This window comes from Paenibacillus sp. GD4, from assembly GCF_030846225.1.
Lineage (GTDB): Bacteria > Bacillota > Bacilli > Paenibacillales > NBRC-103111 > Paenibacillus_G > Paenibacillus_G silviterrae.
In genome coordinates, this window is the sequence record NZ_JAVCYK010000002.1 from 371,286 (window position 1) to 396,121 (window position 24,836).

Sequence of the window (24,836 nt, forward strand, 5' to 3'; positions counted from 1 at the left end):
CGAAGCGCTTTCATATAATGGATTTGTAAGCGATTACTATGGAGGGGTTGAAGAGATGAAAGCAATGAATCACGTGAAAAAAGCAGTCAGGCTCACTACACTCTGCTCGATGGCGGCGGCTCTGGCTGCATGCGGACAAACCGGAGGCGGTACGCCTGCAGCGTCGCCGGGCGGCAACCAAGCGCCGGCCACGGCGCCGGCCAAACCGAAAAGTCCGGTCACCCTCAGCTTCGTGATAGCGAATACGGTGGACGCAGCGCCTTTTCAAAAAATATTTCAAGAATACGAGAAAAAAACAGGCAATAAGGTGGAGCTGCAGGCGCTGCCCGGGGGCGACTTCGACAACATGATCAAAACGCGGTTCTCGACCGGAGATTTCCCGGACCTGTTCCTAATGCAGCCTGGCACGAAGCAGAATGTGAAGCTGAGAGCGGAAGAGACCTTGCGTGAATGGTCCGGGGATGCCGATGTTTGGAGCCGTGTCATTCCATCGATGAAGGAGTTTCAAACGACGTCCGCCGGAAAGATATACGGTGTTCCATTCGGCGCCACCGGTGCCTATGGCGTTTTTTACAATAAGGAAGTATTCAAGAAAGCCGGCGTCGAGCCTCCGAAAAACTACGCCGATCTTATTGAGATCGCCAAGAAGCTTAAGGCCTCCGGTGTCGTCCCCTTCTACGAAGGCGTGAAGGACGGCTGGCCGGCGCAAATTTTCTATTTGACCGGCTGGGTTTCGAACGTGGATCCTGCTATCAAAGATGCCGGTGTAGCCAAGCTGGAGAAGAATGAGCTGAAGCTCGCCGACATTCCGGAGCTCAAGGATTTGTTCGTCAAATCGAAGCAGCTGAAGGAGCTCGGACTTTACCAGGACAATACGCTTGCCGGAACGTACGACGAGCTGCAGAATCGGATGGGCGAGGGGAAGGTTGCGATGGCCTTCATGCTGGACGGCATCATCCCGCAGATGGAGAAGAAGTTCGGCAAGGACTTTGTTTCGAATCAAATCGGTTTCTTCCCGTTCCCCTCGGCCTCGGATGCAGGAACCGCGATGATTACTCCGCCTAACCAGCTGATGGTTCCGACGAAAGCGAAGCATGCAGCGGAGGCGGCCGAGCTGATTAAATTCATGATTTCTCCGGAAATGGTCAATCTGTATTACCAAAACCAGCCGGGCATCCCGATTTTCCAGAATGCAACCAGCGAGCTGTATCCTGTTCAGAAAACGGTCAAAACGTTCATCGATTCCGGCAAGGCGAAGGTCAACGTACAAAACCGACTGACGCCAACCTTTGCCGACTTCCAGAAGACGCTGCAGACCTTCTTTATCGACGGCGATGTTGATAAGGCGCTTAAGGAGTTTTCCGGAAACTACGAGAAGGATGGCAAGGCAAAGCGTCTCCCGGGCTTTGAATAAAGAGCGCGTAAGCGGCCGGGGGGATCGAGAACCCCGGTCGTAGAACGCAGGTGGAAGGGAGGAGGAGAAGCTTGGAGAGGCGCAAATACCCGCTATATTTCTCGTTTCCTGCGCTGGCGGTATTTCTGTTATTTTTCATCACCCCGACACTGATCGGGTTCTACTACAGCTTCACGGACTGGAACATCAACGCGGACACGATCCGATTCACCGGACTTGACAATTATCGGGCCTTGTTTGAGGAGCCGAGGTTGAGAACAGCCTTCGTGAATACACTGATCTTCTCCGCTTGCGTGACCGTCCTGCAGAATGGTTCCGGTTTGGCGCTTGCTATGGTTCTGAACGCAGCCTTGAAGCTGCGCAATGTACTGAGGATGATCTTTTTTCTGCCTTATGTCATTTCGCCGATTGTCATCGGATATATTTTCCGCGCCATCTACCATCCGGAGCACGGCATTGTCAACCAAATCCTGCACGGTGCAGGTTTGGCGGCATTAGCTCAGGATTGGCTGAATGATCCGAACTACGCGCTGTATTCCATCATTGTTACCGACGTTTGGCGCGTAGCGGGCTTCTCCATGGTTGTCTACTTGGCCGGACTTCAATTTATTCCGAAAGATTTGCTGGAAAGCGCATCGATCGACGGGGCAGGCTATTGGAGCAAATTCCGGTCGATTCAATTTCCGCTGCTGGCCCCCGCGTTCACCGTGAACGTGCTGCTCTCGATGATCGGCTCAATGAAGGTATTCGAGATGGTGATGGTGCTGACGGAGGGGGGACCGGGCTATTCGACGGAGGTGTTCTTCACCTACATCCGAAGCATGTTCAGCACCGGGGAGTTCGGCTATGCGACAGCCGTTAATTTGATGCTGTTCCTGCTCGTAACCCTGGTAGGACTGCCGGTTCTGCACGCAATGAAGAAGAGGGAGGTGGAGATGTGACCAAGGAACGAGTCGGCTTAATAGTCCTTGAGTTAATCGCCGTGGCTTGCGCGCTGGTGATTATTATCCCCTTCTTTATGATTCTGGTGAATTCCTTCAAGGACATTCGCGAATCGGCGCTTTTCGGATTAAGTCTGCCGTCAACCTGGCATTTCAGCAATTATGCGGACACCTTCTCGCAAGCTAATATTTTTCGGGGCTTTAAGAACAGCATTCTGATTTCGCTCAGCGTTGTCGTCTGCGTTAATCTGCTCGCCTCTATGGCTGCCTTCGTCATTCAACGGCGTGACGACAAGCTGCTCAGGGCCGCCTACTACACTTTTATTATGGGGCTGATCGTGCCGGTATCCATTGTTCCGACCATCAAGCTGATGGGCGATCTGCATATTCGGGGCACGTATTTCAGTCTTGTTATGTATTATACGGCTGTGCTCCTGCCGTTTGCCGTGTTCCTCCTTGTCGGGTTTATGAAGTCCATTCCTCGGGAGCTGGATGAGGCGGCGCTGCTGGAAGGCTGCAGCTATTTCCGGCTGTATTGGCAGGTAGTGCTTCCGCTGCTGCTTACTGTCCTTGTTACGGTAACCATTGTCGTCATGGTTTCGGTGTGGAACGACTTTTTCGGCCCGTTCTACCTCATGACCGACAGCACCAAATGGACGATTGTCCTGCAGATCTTCAATTTCGTCACTATGTACAGCACCAACTGGGGCGTTGTGTTCGCCTTTATGGTCATTGTCGTTACCCCCGTGCTGCTTGTATATTTGCTGCTTCAGCGCTTTATCATCGACGGCTTGACGGCGGGTTCGCTGAAGGGATAGCCGGCTCCGGACGAACGCCTTGGGAGGGGATCGGGATGCATAAGGTCATGATAGTGGATGATGAGAAGTGGATCCGGCGCGGATTGATCCAGTCGATCGATTGGGAGCGGTTCGGGCTGGAGCTGGCGGGAGAGGCCGGCGACGGGGAAGAGGCTTACGAGATGGCGCTTGCCGTCAAGCCGGAGCTTCTCTTCCTGGATATGAGGATGCCGGGTCTTGACGGCAAGCAGCTGCTCGGACTGCTGAAGCACGCTCTGCCCCAGACGGTAACGATAGTCGTCAGCGGCTATTCCGACTTCGAGTATACCAAGGAAGCAATCTGCCAGAAAGCGTACGATTATCTCCTGAAGCCGGTGAAGAAGGAGGAGCTTTCCGCTGTGCTGGACAAAGCGGTGCGCGAGCTGGAACGCCGAAGCCAAGAGCAGCGGACGGGGCCTGCCGGTGCAGAGGAATGGCTCAGCCGGTATTTGCTTCATAGCGGGGATTCGGTGCAGCCGAGCGGCAAAGTCGATGAATGGATGCCTCCGGAGGACTGGCAGGCTGGAGATTATGCCGTTACGGTATGCCGTCCTGATGTCTTCCTCGATACTTGGGAAGAGGCGCGCGCCGTAAAGCCGCTCCTGCTTGAGCAGCTGGAGCGCCACCGGCCCTTCCTGCTTGGGGGCAGCTTGTTATGTACTGCCACCTCTTCTCCCGGTGATCCGAGGGAAACGGTCATTGCCTTCTGCGCCTCCCGGCTGGGGCAGCCGGAGCTAAACCAGCTGTACCAGGTCATGCAAGCCGCGATGCGGCGTGCAGGGGACGGCAGCTACAGCTTTGGGTTTAGCCGGATCAAGCGAGATCCTCTCTTTCTAGGGGAGGCGTACCGGGAAGCTCGGCAGGCGCTTCGCAGCCGGAGACTCTCCGCTTCCGCCTGTGCGCTGTTCTTCGATGAATCTCCCTCCGCGGCGATGAGTGTTGCGTATCCCTTAGAGCATGAGAATGCGCTTTGGCTTGCCTTGCAGTCAGGGAATGGCGAGGCTGCGGCCCTGGAGTTTGACCGGTGGCTTGAGGCTTGTGTTAAGTCATCTTTTACGGTAGAGCAGCTGCAGCACAATACAGTCGTTCTCATCCATGCCATGAACAAGCAGCTGCAAATGAAGGGTTGTCTGCTGGAGGAGATATGCGGCCAGAAGCTATCCGACTTGACGGAGATGGTCCTTCGCCGGAATGATGCCGCTTCCGTGCGGAAGCTTTTCGCTCAGGAGCTGTTTCCCGCCGTACTGTCACACCATCGAAGGTCCTCCGAGAAGCAAAGCGAGATGATCGTAGCCGAGCTTCGCAAGCTGATTGAAACGCAGTACGACCGGCCTTTATCTCTTCACCAAATTGCAGGCAGCCGTTACATGAATCCGGATTACCTGAGCCGGCTGTTCAAGAAGGCGACCGGCACGAACTTCGTCGATTATTTAGCAGATGTTCGTATTCGCAATGCCAAGGATCTGATGCGCATGTCCAACTATAAAAATTATGAGATTGCTCAAAAGGTAGGCTATGAGGACTACCGTTATTTCAGCCAAATCTTTAAGAAAAAGGTTGGCATGACGATCGGCGAATACCGCAGCCGATTCGACGCAAACCTACCGTTAGGAGGAGAACCCCCTTATGACCAAACGCTTCATACCTGATACGCTGATGCTGGAGGAACGCGCCGCCCACGCCATTAATGCGATGGTGGGCATGGCCGATCATGATCACCAGTGCATTCCGTTCTTTGCCGCGAATCTGATGCATAAGCCCGCCTTCATGACTCACGGCGATTGGGATTACGGGTCAAGCCACGGACGCATGATCGACGGATTGATTCTTGCGCGCCACATGTCCGGGGAAACCTTCGGACGCGAAGTGGAGGAGCGGTACCGGGCCAATCTGCTCTCCTTCTTCAAGGAGGACGGCATGAGCTACCGGCAGATCAACCCTACGCGAAGCTGGGAGCCCAACGCCAATCTGATTGACCAGCGTGCAGTGATTCTATCGCTGACGACCTGGTTTATGGAAACTGGCGATCCAAAGGTGAAGGAAGCCGCCGATCGCCATGTCGCTGCACTGAAACGGATTGCTGTGAAAGAGCGGGATGTATGGTATTATCCGGCATCGGAATATAAAGAAGGCGGCTGGCCGTCCGCCAATGCCGTGCAGCTGCGGCTCGCTCCGGATCCCGCGGCCTTCTGCGGAAGGCTTGTCATGCCGCTGCTGAAATACCACGAGCTGACGGGCAATCAAGATGCATTTGAGCTTTGCGAATTTTTCACGGCGCTCATTGTGGAGCGAAGCGGCGTGTTCCTGCCGGACGGCAGCTTCAACGATTCCCTCGCCTATCGCAGCGGCCATTTCCACACGCGGCTCGGTACACTGGATGCCATTGCTCGCTTCGGCGCTTTTACAGGTGACGCCGCCAAGATTGCCTGGGTCAAAAAATGCTACGACTGGGCGCTCACCAAATGTACGGCCTTCGGCTGGACGCCGGGTGATTTGCAGGAGCAAGCCTATGAGCATGAAACGTGCTCGCTGGTGGACCTGATCGCGATAGGGATTACCTTGGCGAAAAGCGGCTACGTTGAATATTGGGGCATCGTAGAGCGGTTTTTGCGAAATCATCTCGCAGAATCGCAGCTGCTCGATTTAAGCTGGGTGGAGCAAACGGACGATAAATCGAACGATATTTTATATAACAAATCGTTCTATAAGGTGGCTGAGCGCACGCGCGGATCCTTCGCCGGCTATTCGGCGCCTAACGATTTTGTATGTGATGTCAATGAAGGGCGCGGGCACACGAACGACCTGCAAATTTGCTGTCTGGGCTCTGGAACACGCGGGCTGTTTATGGGCTGGAGCAACACGATTACCGAGAAGGATGGGGCGGTCAGCGTGAATTTCCTGCTAAACCGCGGCTCCAAGTGGCTCGATGTAAGCAGCTATTTGCCTCATGAGGGGAAGGTTGTGCTGGACGTTCACACCGATCTGCCGAGGCTGCAGATTCGCATTCCCGAATGGGCGGGCTTCACAAAAATCCGATTCGTTCGCGAGCGTAACGGCGAGGTCGTCGAGGGCACGGGGAAGGAGCCGAGCCGCTGGGTCAATAAGCAGTTTCTGCTGTTAGGAGCCGCGCAGGCGGGCGAGAGGATTACCGTGTCATTCCCGCTGAGCTATCGGAAAACGATCGAAAATGCAGTGGGCCAAACGTTCGAAACGGAGTGGCGCGGTGACGACGTGGTCGGCATTACGCCGCAAGGGAAGAAAAAGCCGTTATACAGCGGACGCCAAGTGTTTGATACCGCTCCTATGCGGGAGGGGGACTACCGGAGGCTGGAGAAGGAGTTTGTTTGGTAATGGTTTGTTCAAATATGAAATGGTAGCGGAGGGGAACCTTATGAAAACTGTGGTTGCCGTGTATACCGGCCAAGGCTTGGCGGACCCGCTTAAGGCGGTGTTCCAAGAGCTGCTTCCGGACTGCCGGCTTGTCAATATTATCGATGACAGCTTGATCGGCGACGTTGTAAGGGCAGGGCAGGTTCCTCCGGCTGTGGCTCGTCGATTGACTCAATATTACCATCATGCAGAGGAGCTGGGCGCCGATGTCATTCTCAATACCTGTTCCTCTGTCGGAGAGGTGGCGGATGCCGCCCGCCATCTCATCGGAATCCCCATCGTGAAAATCGACGATGCCATGACGGCGCTCGCAGCGGCGCAATATGAGCGAATCGCCGTGCTGGCGACGCTCCCGTCTACGCTGGAGCCGACGCTGCGTCTGATCCGCAGGCATGCGGATGCGGTCGGACGACAAGTGACGCTGGTCAATGGACTCGCGGAAGGGGCCTTCGACGCACTTGTATCCGGCCGCCCGGACGAGCATGATCGCCTTCTGCTGGAGACGGCCAAACGCACCGCAGAGGAGTCGGATGTGATCGTGCTCGCTCAAGGCTCTATGGCCCGGATGGAAAAAGCACTGGCTGAAGCCACCGGCAAGCCGGTGCTCTCCTCCCCGCGCCTTGGCGTAGAGCAGGTCAAGGAAGTTCTCTCGCACGGCGGTGCTTGCAACCGAAGGGGTGAGGGGTGATGTCTCAGGAGAGGGTCACGGCCATTTATCTCGTGGAGACGCCTTATTCGCTGGAACGGGCTGCCGCCGTCATTGCCGGGGAGCAGTCTACAGGCACTTTCACTGCCGTGCCGGGAGAGACAGATGAGCTGAAGGAGAAGCACGGTGCTCGGGTAGAGCGAATTGAGCCTCTGGGGGAGACGGATCGTCCGTCTCTTCCCGGCGCAAAGACGCCAATCGCCCATGACGGCGTATACCGTCAGGGGCATGTGACCGTGTCGTTTCCTCTGCACAACTTCGGTGCGTCGATTCCGAACCTGATGTCTGCGGTAGCCGGCAATCTTTATGAGCTGCAGGAGCTGTCGGGTATCCGGCTGCTGGACCTGGATCTGCCCACCGCGTTCACAGCGAAATATCAAGGGCCGAAGTTTGGCATTGAAGGAACCCGGAGGCTGGCAGGTGTATGGGAGCGCCCGATTCTGGGCTCGATCGTGAAGCCGAGCATCGGCCTCACCGCAGAGGAGTTGTCCGGGCTGGTCGGCCGTCTCGCCGGAGCGGGCCTCGACTTCATCAAGGACGACGAGCTGAATGCCGATCCGCCTTACTGCCCCTTCGAGGTGAAGGTGAAGGCCGTCATGGAGGCGGTTGACCGGGCGGCGGATCGCACCGGCCGTAAGCTGATGTATGCCTTCAACATTACCGGCGACTACGATGAAATGAGGCGGAATCACGATCTGGTCGTAGAAGCGGGCGGCACCTGCGTTATGGTCAGTATCCTGAGCATCGGTTTAGCGGGGCTCGCTGCGCTCAACAAATATAGTGAAGTTCCGATTCACGGTCACCGAAATCAATGGGGAATGCTCACCCGCTGCCCTCAGCTAGGCATCGAATTCACAGCATTCCAGAAGCTCTGCCGTTTGGCTGGAGCCGATCATCTGCATGTCAATGGACTGAACAGCAAGTTCTATGAGAGCAACGCCTCGGTCGTTCGTTCCATTCTGGCTTGCACGGCACCGCTATTAGGAGGCTATCAGACACTCCCGGTCATCTCATCGGCACAATGGGCCGGAACCGCTCCGGCGACGTATGAGGCAACCGGCTCCGTCGACGTGATGCATCTGGCCGGCGGCGGAATGCTGGCCCATCCGGACGGACCTGCAGCTGGCTTCCTGAGTATGAAGCAGGGCTGGGAGGCCGCCGTGCAGGGCATTCCTCTGGCGGAGTATGCCGCCGGCCACGAAGAGCTGGCGAGCGCGATCCGCAAATACGGGGGGAGCTGATACCGATGGAGGAAGCTATGACGAAGGGGCGGAAGGTTAAAGCTCGACGTCTCCTTTGCTATTACGGCGATGATTTTACCGGCTCTACGGATGTGCTGGAAGCGCTGTTTCGTGCAGGTCTCCGTACGGTTCTGTTTCTAGAGCCTCCGTCCGAGGAAATGCTGGGCGGACGATTCGAGGCCGCCGATTGCTTTGGGGTGGCGGGCATCGGTCGTTCTTTGCCGCCGGAAGCGATGGAGCGGGAGCTTCGCCCTCTGTTCGAAATGCTGCAGCGTGCGGGTGCTGCCGTGTTTCACTACAAGGTGTGTTCGACCTTCGATTCCTCGCCGGACACCGGAAGCATCGGTAAGGCGGCTGAAATCGGCAGAGAAGTATTTATGAAAAAGAAGGGTGGGTATATTCCTCTTCTGGTAGGTGTACCGTACCTTAAGCGCTATACCTTGTTCGGTCATCATTTTGCTGGAGCAGGAGGACATGTGTATCGATTGGACCGGCATCCCACGATGTCGCTTCATCCGGTAACTCCTATGAGGGAATCGGACCTTCGGGAGCATTTAAAACAACAAACCAAGCTGCTAACGTCCCTACTCGATATCGTGGCGCTCGACGGATTGTATCCTGATGTCCGCGGGCGCCTCGAAGCTATCGTACAGAACGAGCAGCCGGATTTGGTGCTGTTCGATGTCCTGGATGAACGCCGACTCGCGACAGCAGGTCGATTGATCTGGGAGCAGGCGGATCAAGGCGAAGGCATATTTGTTATCGGCTCCTCCGGGGTGGAGTATGCACTTACTTCAGCCTGGAGAGAAGCAGGATTGATTCCGGCTGAGGAACGGCTTGCCCCGACGGCGCAAAGCGTTGACCGGCTCCTCGTTGTTTCAGGGAGCTGTTCGCCAATTACGGAAAGGCAATTGAAACGCGCCTTCGAGGCGGGTTATGCGGGGATTCGCGTTCCGGTGACGGAGCTAATGAAGCCGGAGAAGACCCCTGTGGTTATGGAGAAGCTGCGTCAGGAGACGCTTCAGATCCTCAAAGAACAGCGGAGTGTCATCCTTTATTCGGCGGCCGGGCCTGCGGATGCCAGCATCGGGGAGCTGCGGGACTTGCTGACGAGCCGAGGACTGCGTCCAGAGGATAGCAGCGCAATGCTTGGCGCATTGCTTGGAGCGTTGGCCAGGGAGCTAGTCATGGAGGCCGGCCTCACCCGCATCGTTATTGCAGGGGGAGATACGTCGGGCTATGTTACCCGGGAGCTGGGCATCTTTGCGTTGGAATGCAAAGCGACGCTTGAGCCGGGCGGGCCGCTTTGCCGTGCGTATTCCCATCACGCGGCGATCGACGGGCTGGAAATGGTGCTCAAAGGCGGTCAGGTGGGCAGCGACGGCTTCTTCGAGCATGTGCGGCTTGGAGGCAAGCCCGTTAATGCATCGGAAGTATAAATGGTAAGCCAGGTCGCATAAGCGGCCTGGCTATATGGCTTTGCACGATTTGAAGATTACAGGGGAAACGGTGAAGCAGTGCTCATCCCGTCTGGGGTGCAAAGCTGCTAAAGTGCAACAATCCTTAACCCTAAACGAGGTTCAGAACGAGATTTGTGAGAATACGCATCTTTGAGAGATCACAATGGCCGAAACCGAGGCAAATGGTCTTGAAATGTTGTATATTCGCAGAAATCTCTTTGATTTGGATACATTTCTTGGGAAAAGCTGCCTTTTTGCAGAAATGTGCTATTTTAACTGCATAGCGCTTTCCTTAATTGGTATGCGTAATCCGCCCGCATGACCGAATCGCCAAGAAGAATGGCGCAATAGACAATGAAGAAACCCGGTCCTCCCGGTATGATAAAGCTATGCAAGGGATGTCAACGATGGAGAGGAGGGAGGGCTTTGAATAAACACCTGATCCCCGAAGCTGCCGATCCGGTCCGAACCGAAGAGGCCTCCCGGTTGAAAAAGAAACGGCTTATCAAAAAGCATGTGACCGCCTACGCCTTCCTCATTCCCATTTTCGTATCCATGGGACTATTCAAATATTATCCGCTGTTCACCGCCATAGTGAAATCGTTCTATCAGTGGAACGGGGCGAACCTCAATACGTTCCTCGGATGGCAAAATTATGCGAAGCTTTTTCAGGACCCCACTTTTTACGTTTCGCTTAAAAATGCAGCCGTGCTTACGGTGATTTTCGTCCTGATCCAGCTCACCCTGCCGCTTTATGCCGCCATTGGGGTGTTCCACTCGCCTAAGAAGCTGCAAAGTATATACCGGGTGCTGTTTCTGATCCCGATGGTTGTGCCTCACGTGATTGTTTTCTTGCTGTGGCGCTGGATATATATGGGCAACGGAGTGCTGAATACACTGCTGAGACAGCTCGGTTTGGAAGCCTGGGTGCATGCCTGGCTCGGGGAAAGCGCCACGGCCCTCGGCGCCCTTCTGTTCGTCAATTTTCCGTGGATCGGAGGAATCTACTTCCTCATCTACCTGGCAGGGCTCATTACGATTTCCAAGGAATTATTCGAGGTGGGGAGCATCGAGGGAATGAATGCCTGGCAGCGGTTTCTGCATATCGAACTTCCGCTGATCAGGAATCAGATTCGGCTGGTCGTCATTTTGGCTTTCATCCATCAATTTCAGAGCTTCGAGAATGTTCTGGTGCTGACCAACGGCGGACCGGGCTTCTCCACATTAACGCCCGCCTTATATTTGTACAAAAAGGGGTTCGAGTATAATGAGCTCGGCTATGCTTCCGCTATCGGTGTGGTGGTCTTCCTTATTCTTTTCTTGTTTACGCTTACGACGAACCGTTTCATCAAACGAACGGAATCTTTGGATTAGGAGGCGCTCTGATGCGAACATGGTCATTAGGCAGGGCCGTAAACCAAATCTGCCTTGCCGGGCTTCTGATCCTGACGTTATTTCCGTTCTACATGCTGATGATCACCTCATTGAAGCTTCAGGATCAAATTGTCCATCATTTCTGGTACCCGGTGCTCCCGCTGCATGCAGACAACTTTGTGTCGGCTTTTCTGCAAACGGCTCCCTTTATAGGAAACTCGCTGTTGATCTCTGCCGGAATCATCGGTTGTGTGCTGCTCAATTCCACGCTCGCCGGCTATTCCTTCGCGAGGTTCACGTTCTTCGGCAAAGAGCCGTTGTACTACCTGATCCTTCTCCTGATGATGGTGCCGGGCTTTCTGCTATTGATTCCGCAATTCATCCTATTTAAGCAGCTCGGGCTGCTCAATACGTATTGGGCGCAAATCCTAGGCCCCATGGCCGGGGCTTCGGCGCTGGCTACGATGCTGATGCGGACCTTCTTTGAGGGCATCTCCGGAAGCTTGATCGAAGCGGCTGAAATCGAGGGGGCCGGAGAGCTGCGCATTTTTGCCCAATTCATCGTACCGTTATCCAAGCCCGTGATCGCAACCGTAGCCATTATTAACGCGCTGAACGGCTGGAACAACTATATATGGCCGCTTGTCGTCACCTCGGGCAATAGGGTGAAGCCTATCATCTTGGCACTAAGCAATATGAAAGGGCCTTTGGATCAGGTTCAAGGAATCCAGTTTGCAGGGTACGTCATTGCATCGCTGCCGCTGCTCATATTGTTCGTTGCTGCGACGAAGCCGTTCATCAGCGGAATTACCGCCGGTGCCGTGAAAGGCTAACCAATTCTATACGGAAGGGTGCTTGCCCATGAGTATCAAACGTTCCATCCGAAGTCTCATTCCCCTCTGTGTTACCCTGCCCCTGGTTCTTTCCGGGTGCGGTGAAGCTTCTTTAACAGATTCCTCCGGCGGGGACAACACCGGCGGCAGTAAAATCGAGCTTAACGTCATGGTCATGTCGGAGGCGGGCGGCGATCAGACGGAGCAGCAGGTATGGGAGGAGACGGTGCGTTCTTATAGGGAGAAACGGCCGGATGTGGAGATCCGCCTGCAGCTGCAGAACTTCGGGGGCGTCGAACAGCACAGGGCCTGGGTCACGACTCAACTGATCGGAGGAACGGCGCCGGATATTTTTACGACCCGATATATTTGGGATCAGGAGGACTTAAAGAAAGGACTGCTTACGGATCTTACCCCTTACTATACGAAGAAGCAGCCCCATCTTGGCGATAAAGCTTGGTCGGACATTTTTCCCAAGGCGCTGCTGCAGCGGCTGATCGGTGATAACCAGACATATGCCAGCGTGCCTACAAGCGTAGACTCGGTTCGTGTTCTGTACAATAAAAATTTATTCGACAAGGCCGGTATCACCAAGCCGCCGCAAACGTGGAACGAATTCCTCGCCGCGCAGGAGAAGCTTAAGGCGATCGGCGTGACTCCCTTCGGATTTCCAAATACGAAGCCGGGCGATTACAGCTACAGCTGGTCGGTGCGCATCTTGACGGAGGAGCTGATTGCAGGTCAATACGAGCAGCTGGATACGAACAAAAGCGGCTTTATCGAAATCAACGAATATGTGAAGGCCGTAGACGAAGGGACCGTAGACATCACGAAGCCGCCTTACAAGGACGTGTTTCCGATCATTAAGCACTGGAGCCAATATTGGCCGAAAGGCTATAACGGCATCGATTTCGCCAGCTCCTCGGATATGTTTCTGCGCGGCGAAGTCGCCATGGTGATGCGAACCTCAGGACAAAGCAAATCGCTCTTCGAGTCCAAGGCCCGCGGCTTCGAGATGGCGGCTTTCCCGCTTCCTTACTTGACCAAGGAGAATCATCCGCAGGCCCTGGGCAAGCTGATGGAAATCGGCGGCGTGCCTGCAGGGAACCTCGCTATTCCCAAATCCATCAAGCCGGAAAAGCTTGACGCAGCCATTGATTTCATGGCCTATATCACCTCCGCCAAAATACAAGGGAACCATGCGGAGAAGCTGTATCGTACGCCGGCGACTACGACGGCGGAGCTGCCGGATCATCTGAAGGGCTTCGCGTTCGTAGGCGACCCGATGAAGCTGAACATTTACGGCGGCGAGGTGGATAAGAACGTGACCGAGAACAATCAGAAGCTGGGGCAGCTTTATTTGGAGGGCTCGATTCCTTTGGAGACGTACGTAGGTGACCTTAAGAAGGTAATGCAGGCCGGAGTGCAGCAGAAGAAGGAAGAGAACAAATGGAATGCGCAGAATCATTACGGAATAAAGTAATAGACAGGGGATACGGATTGCCTAAAGGGTGACGGGTATCCCCATCTTTGTTCTTCCAGCACACTAAGGACGGAGCCCTTGCCTATGCTAAAGACGAAGATGTTCCTTTCCTTTTCCATGGTATCCTTGTTTATCGTCGGGATCACCTGCGGCATGTTCTACATCAAATATACCCGCGATATTATGCACCAAGCATCCTCTTTATCCTCTATCATCTCCAGGCAATTTTCAGAAATGGTCGATTTGTATATGCAAAATATCGAAGAGCTTTCTCTATCCGTATCGATTTCTCCTGCCGTCCAAAGCGCTCTAATGGATTATAAGAGAGCCGGCGATTCCTTCGAAAAGGAGCTGATCGGCTATAGATTGAGCCCGTTTTTATTTGATTTTTCCTATCCTAAGCCCTATGTTCAAGGCATTTCGATTCATACTTTGGACGGTTATCTGTACTACTATGTCAAAATGGTCGAGAAACATCCCGCCGCTCCTTATCCTCGGGAAAAGCTTCAAACGCTCGTGGAGGAGCTGGAAAGCAAAAAGTTTATTCTGCAAACCTCCGTCAGCGGTGAAGGCATAGGGGAACCGGCCAAACGGATCGTCTCGTTCCACCGGCGCATTCATCGCATTCCTACGCAGCAGGCCATCGGAGTAGCCACGATCCATATCAACGTTAATGCCTTTAAGGCGCTGGCACTCCCGAATCTGCAGGCGGATGAGCTGGGAACCCAAATGACCATGCTGCTCCTGGACGAGCAGGGGGAGATCATTTATGAGAACGGAAGCGTAGGGGGGGAAGGCTCGCGTCCGATGTTCCCTATGGATTCGCTGAAGCCCGGGCAATCCGCAGGCGAGCTGGTGTGGAGGAGCAAAGCTTACTTTTATACTTATGAGGCTTCCGGTTATACCGGCTGGCATACCGTTTCGCTTATCCCGAAGACGATAGTGCTTCACAAGCAGCAGAACATCCGAAACCTGATTGTTGCCGCCGGACTGGTTACCATGCTTCTCGTCGCCTTGGTCTCCTATACGCTGTCGCATCAAATTACACTTCCCCTCCGTAACATGATGCGTAAGATGTCCAGTGTGGAGCTTGGCAATTTCAACCAACGGATGGAGTATACCGGACGGAACGAGATCGGCAAGCTAAGCCGGATGTACAACCATATGCTGGACAGCATCTCGCGTCTCATTCATGAGGTCTATGAGTCCAAGCTGGCGGAGAAAAATGCTCAGCTTGCCGCCCTCCACGCACAGATCAATCCGCATTTTTTATTTAACACGTTAAACATTATGAAATCGATCAGCCGTCTGCGGGGCATCGAGGAAGTGGCCGAGATTTGCGTATCGCTGGCCGGTCTGTTCCAATACAGCATGAAGCAGCTCGACAGGCCCGTCATACTTCTGGAGGAGCTGGCACACCTTCAGCACTATTTCAAAATCCAGCAGCACCGGTTCGGTGACCGTCTGGAGCTTGAATACCGTATCCCGGATTCGCTGATGAAGGCCAGACTGCTGAAGCTGACCCTTCAACCGCTTGTTGAGAACGCTGTTAACCACGGCCTGAAACGAAGGAAATCCGGCGGGAGAGTTCATATCCAGGCGGAGGTGCGGGAGGGTATGCTGCTCCTGACCGTTTCGGACAACGGGGACGGCGTCGAGCCGGAACGGCTTACCGTCTTGCAGCGGTCACTCGGTACGACCCATGCGCTGCAGGGTTTAGAAAGGGAGTCGAGCGGCGTTGGCCTGCTGAATATTCATCAACGGATTCAGCTGTTCTACGGCAGGGAATACGGAGCGTTCATCGAGAGCAACCCCGGCTCGGGAACGACCGTTACCCTTAGGATGCCTTTATCGTTCGCAGAACAAGAGGAGGAGGCTGAAGAGAGCTATGAACATCTTTCTGGTTGAGGATGAATATTGGGCATTGGCGGAGCTGGTTGAGCTGTTCCGGGTCTATGAGCCGGAGCACCGGATATATTCATTCTCCAATGGGGAGGAAGCGCTGGAAGCAGCGGGGGAGATTCTTCCGGATCTCGTGCTAACCGATATCAACATGCCCGGTATGGACGGACTGGAGCTGGTGAAGGAGCTGAACCTTCTGGACCCCTCCATTAAGAAAATGATCATCAGTGTCCATGACCAATTCGAGTATGCGCGGATGGGCATGAAATTCGGTGTCGTGGATTTTTTGGTTAAGCCCGTTTCCAAGGAGGCTCTGTACAAGGCTGTTGATCAAGCGCTGCGGCAGCTGCTGGAGGAAAGGAAGAAAACGGAGGAATGGTTTCATGTCTCCTTGACACGGATGCTGCTCACGCCGGAGCTGCCGTCCGATCCCAGGTTATTAGGCTTTCACGAAGAAGCCTGTCTGCTAATCCTCGTATCCGGTGAGGCTGATGAGGGCAAAAGCCAGCTTACGAATTCGATGCAAACTACCGAGAGGCTGATGACTTTGCTATGCGTTCCTGCCAAGGAGGATTTCGTAAAAGTAGATTTGGACGGCAGGCATAAGGTCTTCCTTAGCAGGGCGGCGGCTTCGCTTCGGCAGGAGATTGTAAAAACCCGGTTAACAGAGTGGGTGGCACCGCAGCATCACGGCCCTGAGGCCTTGCATATCGGCTTTGTTCGGAAACCGGCAGGACAATCTTTGTTCGAAGTCTTGGAACGGCTTAAGAAGCATCTGGAGGAGCACAAGCTGTTTGAATTTCCGACGATCGTATCGATGAACGAGCAGCCTGCGGATGCAGACCTGGGCGGCGTCTGGGATCGCATCCGGATTCTGGAATCGCACTATCGCAAAGGAGAGCTCTCCAAAGGAAAGGATGTCCTCATGCGTCTGCTGAACGAGCTGCGCCGTCATCGTTTGACCAAACGGCAGCTCGATTTGTTGATGAACGACATGTTCTATTCGCTCAAATTCAATCTGTACCGTTCTCGAACCGGCCATCTTCCTGTTCCCGATCTTCATGACGATTCGCAGTTGTTTCAGCATATTTATTACTACGACAAATTGCTTTCTCCCCTTCATGACAAGCTGGTAGAGCTCTATGGGGCGGAGGACAGGAAGGAGGCCAGTCCGAAGGAGCTGATCCCCATTCTGCTGCACCTTATCCATTTGGAATACCGTAACCACATGTCCCTGCAGCAGTTCGCCCAACAGCATCATGTCAGCTTGGGATACTTGTCCCGCATGTTCAAGGAGCAAACCGGGTTCACGTTCTCCGACTATGTTACGGAGCTTCGTATCCGTAAAGCCAAGGAGCTGCTGTGCGGTGGCGCCTGCGGGCTGCAGGAGGTGAGCAGGCTCGTGGGTTACGAGGATCCCAAGTATTTCAGCGCGCAGTTCAAGAAGCTGGTGGGCATGACACCTCATCTGTATGCTAAGCAGGCGATGTCCGCATCAATGGAACCGGAGAGCAGCGAAGGAAAAAATGTCCCCCTCAATCGGTAAAATCGTATGTATTCCCGTGTAAGCTTATCTCCTACAATGAAATTATCATTCCATGGGTACAGCACCCTGGATGCCGGGTGGGCTTCACGGCCGCCTAGGTTAGGTTTCACTTATGGGGAGGGTATTCGTATGAAACGTAAACAAATCGTTGCCTTCATTACTTGCGCAGCACTGCTGTCCACAGCCGCTGCGGGATGCTCCCAAGGCCAGACTACAGGAGGAGGGGCTCCGGGGGACAATAAAACGGCTCCGGCGGATAGCAAGGGACCTGAACTGAAAACGCTTACGTTGTTGACCGGGACGACGGGAACGGCATATCCGGCCCTTCAGGCCGTAGCCGCGGAAGCGGAGAAGAAGCTGAACCTCAAGATCAAATTCGATGTGAAGCCCGACGGAACGGAAGGTGATAACCTGGTGAAGACGAGGCTGGCCACCGGAGAAATGTCGGATATTTTATACTACAACTCGGGCTCGTTGTTCCAGGCGTTGAACCCGGAAGAGAATTTCGTCGACCTCACGAAGGAGCCTTATATGGATAAGCTGCTTGATTCCTTTAAAGTAACGGTCAGCTCCGGCGGGAAGGTATTTGGCGTGCCCGGCGGCTCCTCCAATGTGGGCGGGATTCTCTATAACAAACGGGTTTATAAGGAGCTTGGGCTTACGGTACCCAAAACATGGTCGGAATTCATTGCCAATAGCGACAAAATCAAAGCGGCCGGCAAAACGGCTGTCATCGGCTCCTATAAGACAACCTGGACCTCCCAGCTCTATGTGCTTGCGAACCATTACAACGTTCAGGCGCAGAACCCGAATTTCGTTAAGGACTACACCGAGAACAAAGCCAAATATGCAACGACGCCGGCGGCCCTACGCGGCTTCGAGATGACGGCGGAAACGTTCAATAAAGGTTACATGAATAAGGATTTCCTCGCAACCACTTACGACGGGGCGCTCAAAATGCTGGCGGAAGGCAGCGGTGTCCAATATCCGATGCTGACCCACGCGGTCGATGCGCTGGCCCAGAACTTCCCGGATAAGGTGAACGATATCGGCGTATTCCCGGTTCCAAGCGACAATCCCAGCATCAACGGGTTTACCGTATGGCTGCCGAACGCGCTCTATATTAACAAGAAGAGCAAGAATGCGGATGCGGCCAAAAAGTTTCTGGAGTTCCTGGTCTCTTCGGAGGGCATGAAGATCTATATGACCAAGAGCAAAGCTAACGGACCTTATGTCATTAAGGGCATTAACGTTCCGGACGACGCGTATGAGGGGATTAAAGAAATGCAGAGCTATTTTGACGCGGGTAAAACCGCACCTGCACTCGAATTTGTCTCACCGGTGAAAGGTCCGAACCTGGAAAGCCTGCTTATTGAGGTCGGCACCGGCCAGAAATCTCCCGCCGACGGGGCAAGCGATTATGACAAGGACGTCAGGAAGCAAGCACAGCAGCTCAATTTACCGGGCTGGTAAGCAGCAGAATACCAGTAGCCGCGGTTTCCCCTTCCTTGGGCGGGACCGCGGTTCAAGGAGGGAATGGGATGACCTTAGCGCAGAAGAAGATGTATTCTTACTTATTCCTGCTTCCGGCAGGAGTCATCTACTTCGTGTTCTATTTGCTTCCGACGATCATGTCGCTGTTCTTTAGCATGACACGGTGGACATTAACGAAGTGGCAGTACATCGGCTTTGACAATTATGTCATGTTCTTCGAGGAAACGTCACTGCGAATCGGGTTTAAGAATACGTTGATTTACGCCGTCGTCACCTGCGGGCTGAAGGTGGTCCTGGCGCTGCTCTTGGCCACGCTGCTAACCTCACGGATCTGGTTTAAGGATTATTTCCGCTCGATGGTGTTTTTCCCGACGCTGCTCAGTACGATTGCCGTTGGGATTGCCTTCAGCACGATGATGCATCCGACGCAGGGGGTCATTAACAGCGCTTTGGCCTCCATCGGCATTGAAGGCCCGGACTGGCTCGGCAATACGAAGCTTGCCTTGTACTCCGTTGCCTTGATTGACGTCTGGAAGGGGGTAGGGATCGCCACCGTAATCTACATCGCAGGCATTATGTCCATCCCCCAGCACTATTACGAGGCGCTCCGAATCGACGGGGGCAGTGCTTTCCGAAGCTTTTGGCACATTACGCTGCCGCTTAGCCGGCCTGCAATGAATTCGGTTATTATTCTTGCGTTTATCGGAGGGCTGCGCACCTTTGATTTAATCTGGGCGACGACACGAGGCGGCCCGGGCTTCTCCACGGATCTGATCGCCTCCATTATTTACAAGCAGTATCAGGCGGGCTTTTACGGCTTGGCTACTGCGGGCAATGTGATCTTGTTCATCGGCATCTCGCTGCTGGCCTTCCCGCTGTACATGTTCCTCAACCGACGGGAGGTGGAGCTGTGAGCGGCACCGTTCGAGTATCGCAGTCCGTCTTGGCAAAGCGAAAAGCCGGCGTCCTCTCGTTCTTCAGCCGATCGATGGTGACGCTGGTGATGCTCGTATTATCTACAGTCATTTTTTGGTTGCCCTTTTATTTTGTTATTGTCAATTCGTTCAAATCGAGTGTGAAGGCCGCGGATATGACGATGTCCTGGCCGGATACGCTGCACATCATTGAAAACTATACGGCCGTGCTTACCGCTTCCGATCATATGCTGATCAGAGCATTTTACAACAGCACGCTGCTTACCGTTCTGTCTCTAACCGGTCTTGTCTTTGTCAGTTCACTTGCCGGTTTCGTGCTTCAGCGCAGGGAGCGGAGCAGGGGAGCGGCCACCCTTAACTTTCTCGTCCTCGCGGGTCTCATGATTCCCCCGGCTGTAGTGCCGACGATCTGGGTACTGAATTCCGTAGGGCTGTTCAAGACGCTTCCCGGCTTGACGCTGGTAGAAATCGCCCTTCATTTTCCTTTCTGCGCCATACTGTATAAGGCTTTCACGGCTACCGTTCCGCGCGACATCGACGAGAGCGCGTTCATTGACGGCTGCGGGGGCTTCAAGCTGTTTACGCACATCATCTTCCCGTTGTTAAAGCCGGTTTCCTCCACCATTATCATTATTCAATCGGTCAGCATCTTCAATGACTTTGTAAACCCGCTGTACTTTTTGCCCGGAGCGGAGAACGCAACCGTACAGCTGACGCTATACAATTTCATGAGCATGTATCTGACGAATTGGAATTTGCTTTTTGCCGATGTGGTCTTGATTTCCATTCCACCGCTTATCTTATTTTTATTTTTCAATAAAAGGATCGTAGCAGGGATGACGGCGGGTGCCGTGAAAGGATAAGGAGGTCGTTTGGCGTAATCGCCTATGAAATTGGCGGATTTCACAATGCGGAAAGCGCTGGATTCCATTATGATAAATGTAGCAGGAAATGGAAAGGGAGGAAGATGGCTACTACGCAGGAAGCGCCTGCCTTACACAATTACAAGCACGAGCATGGCGTATTCCGAAGAAACGAAGGAGGATCCATGGTACGCCAGCTGCACAAGGCACAGTTTTTTCATGAAAGTGAATGCCCCTTCAGCATCGGTTCCTATGTTCATGACAAGGAAATTACGGAACATTCGCATGACTTTGTTGAACTGGTGTACTTAGCGGACGGTCAGGCTGAGCATTGCTTCGAGGGACAAAGCTATCCGATCCGGGCCGGCGATGTCTTCATCATCAATCCGGGTGAGGTGCACTCGTACCGGACGATGCCCGGTCAGCGCATCGAGCTCATCAATTGCTTGTTCATGCCTGAGCTGATCAATGAAGCGCTTCTGCGCGAATTGGGGGTTTCCCGCTCCATGGACTACTTCTACGTATATCCCTTTCTCGATGCACGAGAGCGCTTTCACCACAAGCTCAACCTGTCCGGTCCCAAAGCGGGGGAGGTCAGCGCCCTGCTTAAGGCCATGATCGTCGAGTGGGAGCAGCATCGCCCCGGTTACCCGACGGTCATCCGGCTGCAGCTGCTTCAGCTGCTGATCATTCTGTCCCGATTTTATGCCGAGGGATGCAGCCAAGAGCACAAGCCGCTAGAGAAAGAGCGGACGGTTTTGATCCGCAGAATCAACGGTTTTTTGGAGCGGCACTTTGACCAGAAGCTGGCGGTGCCGGATTTATGCGATTTTTTCAATATCAGCAACCGGCAGCTGAACCGCATCTTCAAGCAAGAGACCGGGCTGACGGTAACGGAGCGCATTCATCAAATTCGTATCGAGCGAGCCAAGCAGTATTTGCTGGACGGTCATGAGAAGGTGATCGAGATCGCCCATAAGGTCGGCTACGAAGATCCGTCTTTCTTCACACAGCTGTTTCGGCGCAAGGTCGGCTGTCCCCCGGGGCAGTACAGGGAGCTGTATACCAAATCCAGTTCATAAACGGAGGTAGTGATATGACGTTGCAGGTTGGGGTCGTCGGGGTCGGGAATATCGGATCCATTCATGCGGGGGTGTATAAGGAGCATCCGAAAACGGAGCTTGTGGCCGTATGCGATATTATGAAGGAGAAGGCCGACCGGGCGGCCGAGAAATTCGGCTGCCGCGCATTCTACAGCGTGCAGGAGATGCTGGACAGCGGGATCCGGCTGGACGCTTGCAGTGTAGCGACGAAGGGGGAAGAGAACGGCGGGGAGCACTTTGAACCGACGATGCAGCTGCTCGGCGCAGGCATTCCGGTTCTCGGAGAGAAGCCGATCTCCAACCGGATCGAGGAAGGAGAACAAATGGTCGCGCTTGCCCGGGAGAAGCGGCTTCCCTACGGCGTGAATTTGAATCACCGCTTCACTCCCGCGGCGGAGCGGGCCAAGCGTTGGGTGGAGGAAGGGCGTCTCGGCAAGCTGCACATGATCAACATGAAAATGTGGATCAATAATCCGGTGGAGACCTCCCCGTGGTTTCATTTGCGGGCGCTTCATCCGCATTCGTTCGATGTCATCCGCTACTTCTGCGGCGACGTGAAGCGTGTAGCTGCCTTTATGATGAAGGGAGAGGGCAGAACGATTTGGTCCAATGCCCAAATCATCATGGAATTCGAGAACGGCGCCATTGGCAACCTGGTCGGGAGCTACGATGCCGGACCGAGCTATGGGCTGGAGCGCTGCGAGCTGGTCGGGTCCAAGGGCCGATTCGTGCTCGAGGATGCGTGCGAGCAGCTTACCTTTTATCCGCGGCAAGGGATTGAGACGGAAACCTACAGCTGCCTTGGCGGTATGAAGGCCTTCCCGGAAACGTTCAAGAGCCGTATTAGTGATTGGATCGAGCAGTTGGACGCCAAGGTGCCCTTCGACCAAATCAACGGCTCCGGAGAAGATGCACTTCGGGCTCAATACATTATTGAGGCTGCGATCCGCTCCTTTGAAACATCCAGTATCGTCGAGCTTTAATCATAGGGGGATGAAACGATGATTCGATTAGGAATAAACTCGGTGTTGTTCAAGGAATACGATTTCGCAACCGCAGCTAAGCATATTCAGCTCTGCGGGTACGACGGAATCGAGCTGGCGGCGATTAAAGGCATGTGCGAGCATCTTGAGCTGGAACGTTGGAGGGAGCAAGCCCCGCAAATCAAGGCGATCACAGAGGAGCTTGGCCTTGCGCTTCTCTCGATGGAGGTAGCCTCATTGGATGAGCAGCGGCTTCAGCTGGCATTCGAGGCTGCTCGCGAGCTCGGTATTCCTAACGTAAACGTCGGGCCGGGGGGCAAATCGAACGTGGACGAGGACTTGTCCGCTTCGATCGATAAGCTTACGCGGATGGCGGAGCTGGCCGGTGAATATGGGGTGACCTTGTGTGTCAAAGCGCACGTAGGACAGTCGGTCTACAATACGCCTACTACGCTTCGCGCGATGGAGAGCATTGACTCGGCCGCGTTCGGGATCGATATGGATCCGAGCCATATTTATCGCGCCGGCGAGAATCCCGAGGAAGCGCTGGCCCAGGTGGTCAACCGGGTACGCCATATTCATATCCGGGACTGCAAGGGGCGCCAGGCGGGTCCTGGTCCCATCGAGGCCCAAGCCTGTGGACGCGGAGATATCAACCTGATCGATTACTGCAAGGTGCTAGTGGAGAGCGGTTATGACGGTCCGGTCAATCTGGAGGTGATCGGGGCGAACGGTCATTCTCTCGCACAGCTGTCCGTTGTCGCCGCCGAAAGCCGCGGATATCTGCATGCGGTATTGAAGTCTCTTGGAGCCAGATAAGCTCGCTAAGCTGTAATTCATCTCTAGTTATCAGCCTAACGAAAAGGAGTCCTGTCCGATGAAGAAAAAACGGCCCAACCTGCTATTGCTCGGAATTGACAGCCTGCGGAGAGATCATATGAGCAGCTACGGTTATTCCCGCCTAACGACCCCGCATCTGGATCGATTGAGTCAGGAGGGGGTGCTGTTCGAGCAGCATTTTTCACCAAGCATCCCCACTACTCCGGGGTATGCCTCAATGCTCACGGGAATGGACTGCTTCGGTACGGATGTCGTTGCGCTGCGGCACGGCGGTCCGCTCGGCGAACATGTGAAGACGCTCGCGGAGGTACTGGAGGAGCAGGGCTATAATACAACCTGCGTCGGCTTCACCGGCAACCCTTCGGCACGCGGCTTTCAGACGTATCTGAACTATGAAGCATGGCTGCCGGACGAAACGGGACGCTGTCCCAAAGCGGAGAACCTGAACGAGGTCACGCTGCCCGAGCTGAAGAGGCTTGCGGCTGAAGAACATCCGTTCTTCTTATTCCTTCGTCACATGGACCCGCACACTCCTTATTTGCCTCCGAAACCGTTTGAGCGGCTTTTTTACGGCGGGGATGAGAAAAATCCGAATAATCGCTCCTTGGATGCTTTATATGATTTTAAGCCGTTTGTCGAATATTTCACCTCTTGGTTTCCCGAAGGCTGCACGGACAGTTCGTATATTGATGCTCAGTACGACGGGGCTGTCGCTTACATGGACGCATCCATTCAAGCATTGTTCCGGCAACTGGAGGAGCTTGGTCTGGAGGAGGAAACTTTGGTTGTCGTGACCTCAGATCATGGGGAAACCTTGAACGAGCATGAGTGCTATTACGACCATCACGGGTTATACGAATCGAATTTGGTCGTCCCCCTGATCCTGCGTTACCCCGGCAAGCTTCCGTCCGGCAAGCGGGTAAGCAGCCCCACGCAGATTAAAGACATTATGCCGACCTTACTGGAGCTTATGGGCATCGATACGGACATCTCCTTCGACGGCAGGTCCCTACTGCCGCTCATCCGGGGAGAGGAACGCGTCCCGGAGAGCGAAATGTACATCACCGAGTGCACCTGGATGCGCAAGCATGGCTGGCGCACCCCGGAGTGGAAGCTGATCGTAGCGCTGGAGCCGGATCTGCACTTCAAGCCGGAGGTAGAGCTGTACAATCTGATCCGGGATCCGCTTGAGCTGAACAATGTAGCTGCAGAAGAACCGGAGCTCGTACAGCTGCTGACAGCACGAATGGAGTCGCATATCGCTGCACGAGAGCGGGCGACCGGACGCACCAACCCGATGTACACGAATCTGAACTGGCACGGGAAGGGGTGCGGTCCTTTCACGTCCTCCCAGCAGGCCTATGATTCCATGCAGATTCGTTCAGCTTCCTCGGCAAGAAAGCTGCAGGCCAAGGAGGCGGAGAAGGAAGCGGGCCAGGGAGCCGAAACGGTTGCGGCAGCCCGTGAGAATTCGTCGGAGAAGGCCTGATTC

At 54.3% G+C, this 24,836-nt stretch carries 20 protein-coding genes; all 20 read left to right on the forward strand.

Translation table 11 applies throughout. From position 1 onward, the window contains the following. The first annotated feature begins 55 nt into the window (after window positions 1-55). The 20 genes from RAC89_RS24880 to RAC89_RS24975 all read left to right on the forward strand — a co-directional run bounded on the left by RAC89_RS24880 (window position 56) and on the right by RAC89_RS24975 (window position 24,833). A complete protein-coding gene (locus RAC89_RS24880) occupies window positions 56-1,414 on the forward strand; it encodes an ABC transporter substrate-binding protein (protein ID WP_306616436.1) in 1,359 nt (452 codons plus the stop codon). 71 nt (window positions 1,415-1,485) lie between these two features. Continuing rightward, the gene (locus RAC89_RS24885) at window positions 1,486-2,355 is read left to right on the forward strand and encodes a carbohydrate ABC transporter permease (protein WP_306616437.1); all 870 of its coding nucleotides are present in this window, start codon (window positions 1,486-1,488) and stop codon (window positions 2,353-2,355) included. After that, a complete protein-coding gene (locus RAC89_RS24890) occupies window positions 2,352-3,173 on the forward strand; it encodes a carbohydrate ABC transporter permease (RefSeq protein ID WP_306616438.1) in 822 nt (273 codons plus the stop codon). Before RAC89_RS24885 ends, RAC89_RS24890 begins: the two co-directional genes overlap by 4 nt. Before the next feature lie 35 nt (window positions 3,174-3,208). Further along, on the forward strand, window positions 3,209-4,840 hold the full coding sequence (locus RAC89_RS24895) for a response regulator (RefSeq protein WP_306616439.1): 1,632 nt from the start codon (window positions 3,209-3,211) through the stop codon (window positions 4,838-4,840). Continuing rightward, window positions 4,818-6,542, forward strand: coding sequence for a glycoside hydrolase family protein (locus tag RAC89_RS24900; RefSeq protein WP_306616440.1), 1,725 nt, complete (start codon window positions 4,818-4,820; stop codon window positions 6,540-6,542). Before RAC89_RS24895 ends, RAC89_RS24900 begins: the two co-directional genes overlap by 23 nt. Before the next feature lie 40 nt (window positions 6,543-6,582). Further along, the gene (locus RAC89_RS24905; RefSeq protein ID WP_306616441.1) at window positions 6,583-7,269 is read left to right on the forward strand and encodes an aspartate/glutamate racemase family protein; all 687 of its coding nucleotides are present in this window, start codon (window positions 6,583-6,585) and stop codon (window positions 7,267-7,269) included. Next, the gene (locus tag RAC89_RS24910; RefSeq protein WP_306616442.1) at window positions 7,269-8,528 is read left to right on the forward strand and encodes a ribulose-bisphosphate carboxylase large subunit family protein; all 1,260 of its coding nucleotides are present in this window, start codon (window positions 7,269-7,271) and stop codon (window positions 8,526-8,528) included. The genes RAC89_RS24905 and RAC89_RS24910 overlap by 1 nt, the downstream gene beginning before the upstream one ends. A gap of 5 nt (window positions 8,529-8,533) precedes the next feature. Continuing rightward, complete coding sequence (locus RAC89_RS24915) at window positions 8,534-9,967, forward strand: four-carbon acid sugar kinase family protein (RefSeq protein WP_306616443.1); 1,434 nt, start codon at window positions 8,534-8,536, stop codon at window positions 9,965-9,967. Between the two features lie 447 nt (window positions 9,968-10,414). After that, entirely contained in the window at window positions 10,415-11,362 is a 948-nt protein-coding gene (locus tag RAC89_RS24920; RefSeq protein ID WP_306616444.1) for a carbohydrate ABC transporter permease, read from the forward strand. Window positions 11,363-11,373: 11 nt separating this feature from the next. Then, complete coding sequence (locus RAC89_RS24925) at window positions 11,374-12,195, forward strand: carbohydrate ABC transporter permease (protein WP_306616445.1); 822 nt, start codon at window positions 11,374-11,376, stop codon at window positions 12,193-12,195. Window positions 12,196-12,223: 28 nt separating this feature from the next. Continuing rightward, window positions 12,224-13,678, forward strand: a complete 1,455-nt coding sequence (locus RAC89_RS24930) for an ABC transporter substrate-binding protein (RefSeq protein WP_306616446.1) — start codon at window positions 12,224-12,226, stop codon at window positions 13,676-13,678. Window positions 13,679-13,762: 84 nt separating this feature from the next. Continuing rightward, entirely contained in the window at window positions 13,763-15,586 is a 1,824-nt protein-coding gene (locus RAC89_RS24935; RefSeq protein ID WP_306616447.1) for a cache domain-containing sensor histidine kinase, read from the forward strand. After that, window positions 15,567-17,126, forward strand: coding sequence for a response regulator (locus RAC89_RS24940; RefSeq protein WP_306616448.1), 1,560 nt, complete (start codon window positions 15,567-15,569; stop codon window positions 17,124-17,126). The genes RAC89_RS24935 and RAC89_RS24940 overlap by 20 nt, the downstream gene beginning before the upstream one ends. Before the next feature lie 129 nt (window positions 17,127-17,255). Further along, complete coding sequence (locus tag RAC89_RS24945) at window positions 17,256-18,599, forward strand: ABC transporter substrate-binding protein (protein WP_306616449.1); 1,344 nt, start codon at window positions 17,256-17,258, stop codon at window positions 18,597-18,599. Between the two features lie 68 nt (window positions 18,600-18,667). After that, the gene (locus tag RAC89_RS24950) at window positions 18,668-19,534 is read left to right on the forward strand and encodes a carbohydrate ABC transporter permease (protein ID WP_306616450.1); all 867 of its coding nucleotides are present in this window, start codon (window positions 18,668-18,670) and stop codon (window positions 19,532-19,534) included. A 74-nt stretch (window positions 19,535-19,608) separates the two neighbouring features. After that, complete coding sequence (locus tag RAC89_RS24955) at window positions 19,609-20,418, forward strand: carbohydrate ABC transporter permease (protein ID WP_306617774.1); 810 nt, start codon at window positions 19,609-19,611, stop codon at window positions 20,416-20,418. A gap of 104 nt (window positions 20,419-20,522) precedes the next feature. Continuing rightward, the gene (locus RAC89_RS24960; protein WP_306616451.1) at window positions 20,523-21,500 is read left to right on the forward strand and encodes an AraC family transcriptional regulator; all 978 of its coding nucleotides are present in this window, start codon (window positions 20,523-20,525) and stop codon (window positions 21,498-21,500) included. Window positions 21,501-21,514: 14 nt separating this feature from the next. Continuing rightward, window positions 21,515-22,504: a Gfo/Idh/MocA family protein gene (locus RAC89_RS24965; protein WP_306616452.1), complete on the forward strand. Its 990-nt coding sequence runs from the start codon at window positions 21,515-21,517 to the stop codon at window positions 22,502-22,504. 18 nt (window positions 22,505-22,522) lie between these two features. Further along, complete coding sequence (locus tag RAC89_RS24970) at window positions 22,523-23,323, forward strand: sugar phosphate isomerase/epimerase family protein (RefSeq protein WP_306616453.1); 801 nt, start codon at window positions 22,523-22,525, stop codon at window positions 23,321-23,323. A gap of 58 nt (window positions 23,324-23,381) precedes the next feature. Then, a complete protein-coding gene (locus tag RAC89_RS24975; protein WP_306616454.1) occupies window positions 23,382-24,833 on the forward strand; it encodes a sulfatase family protein in 1,452 nt (483 codons plus the stop codon). Window positions 24,834-24,836: the final 3 nt, after the last annotated feature.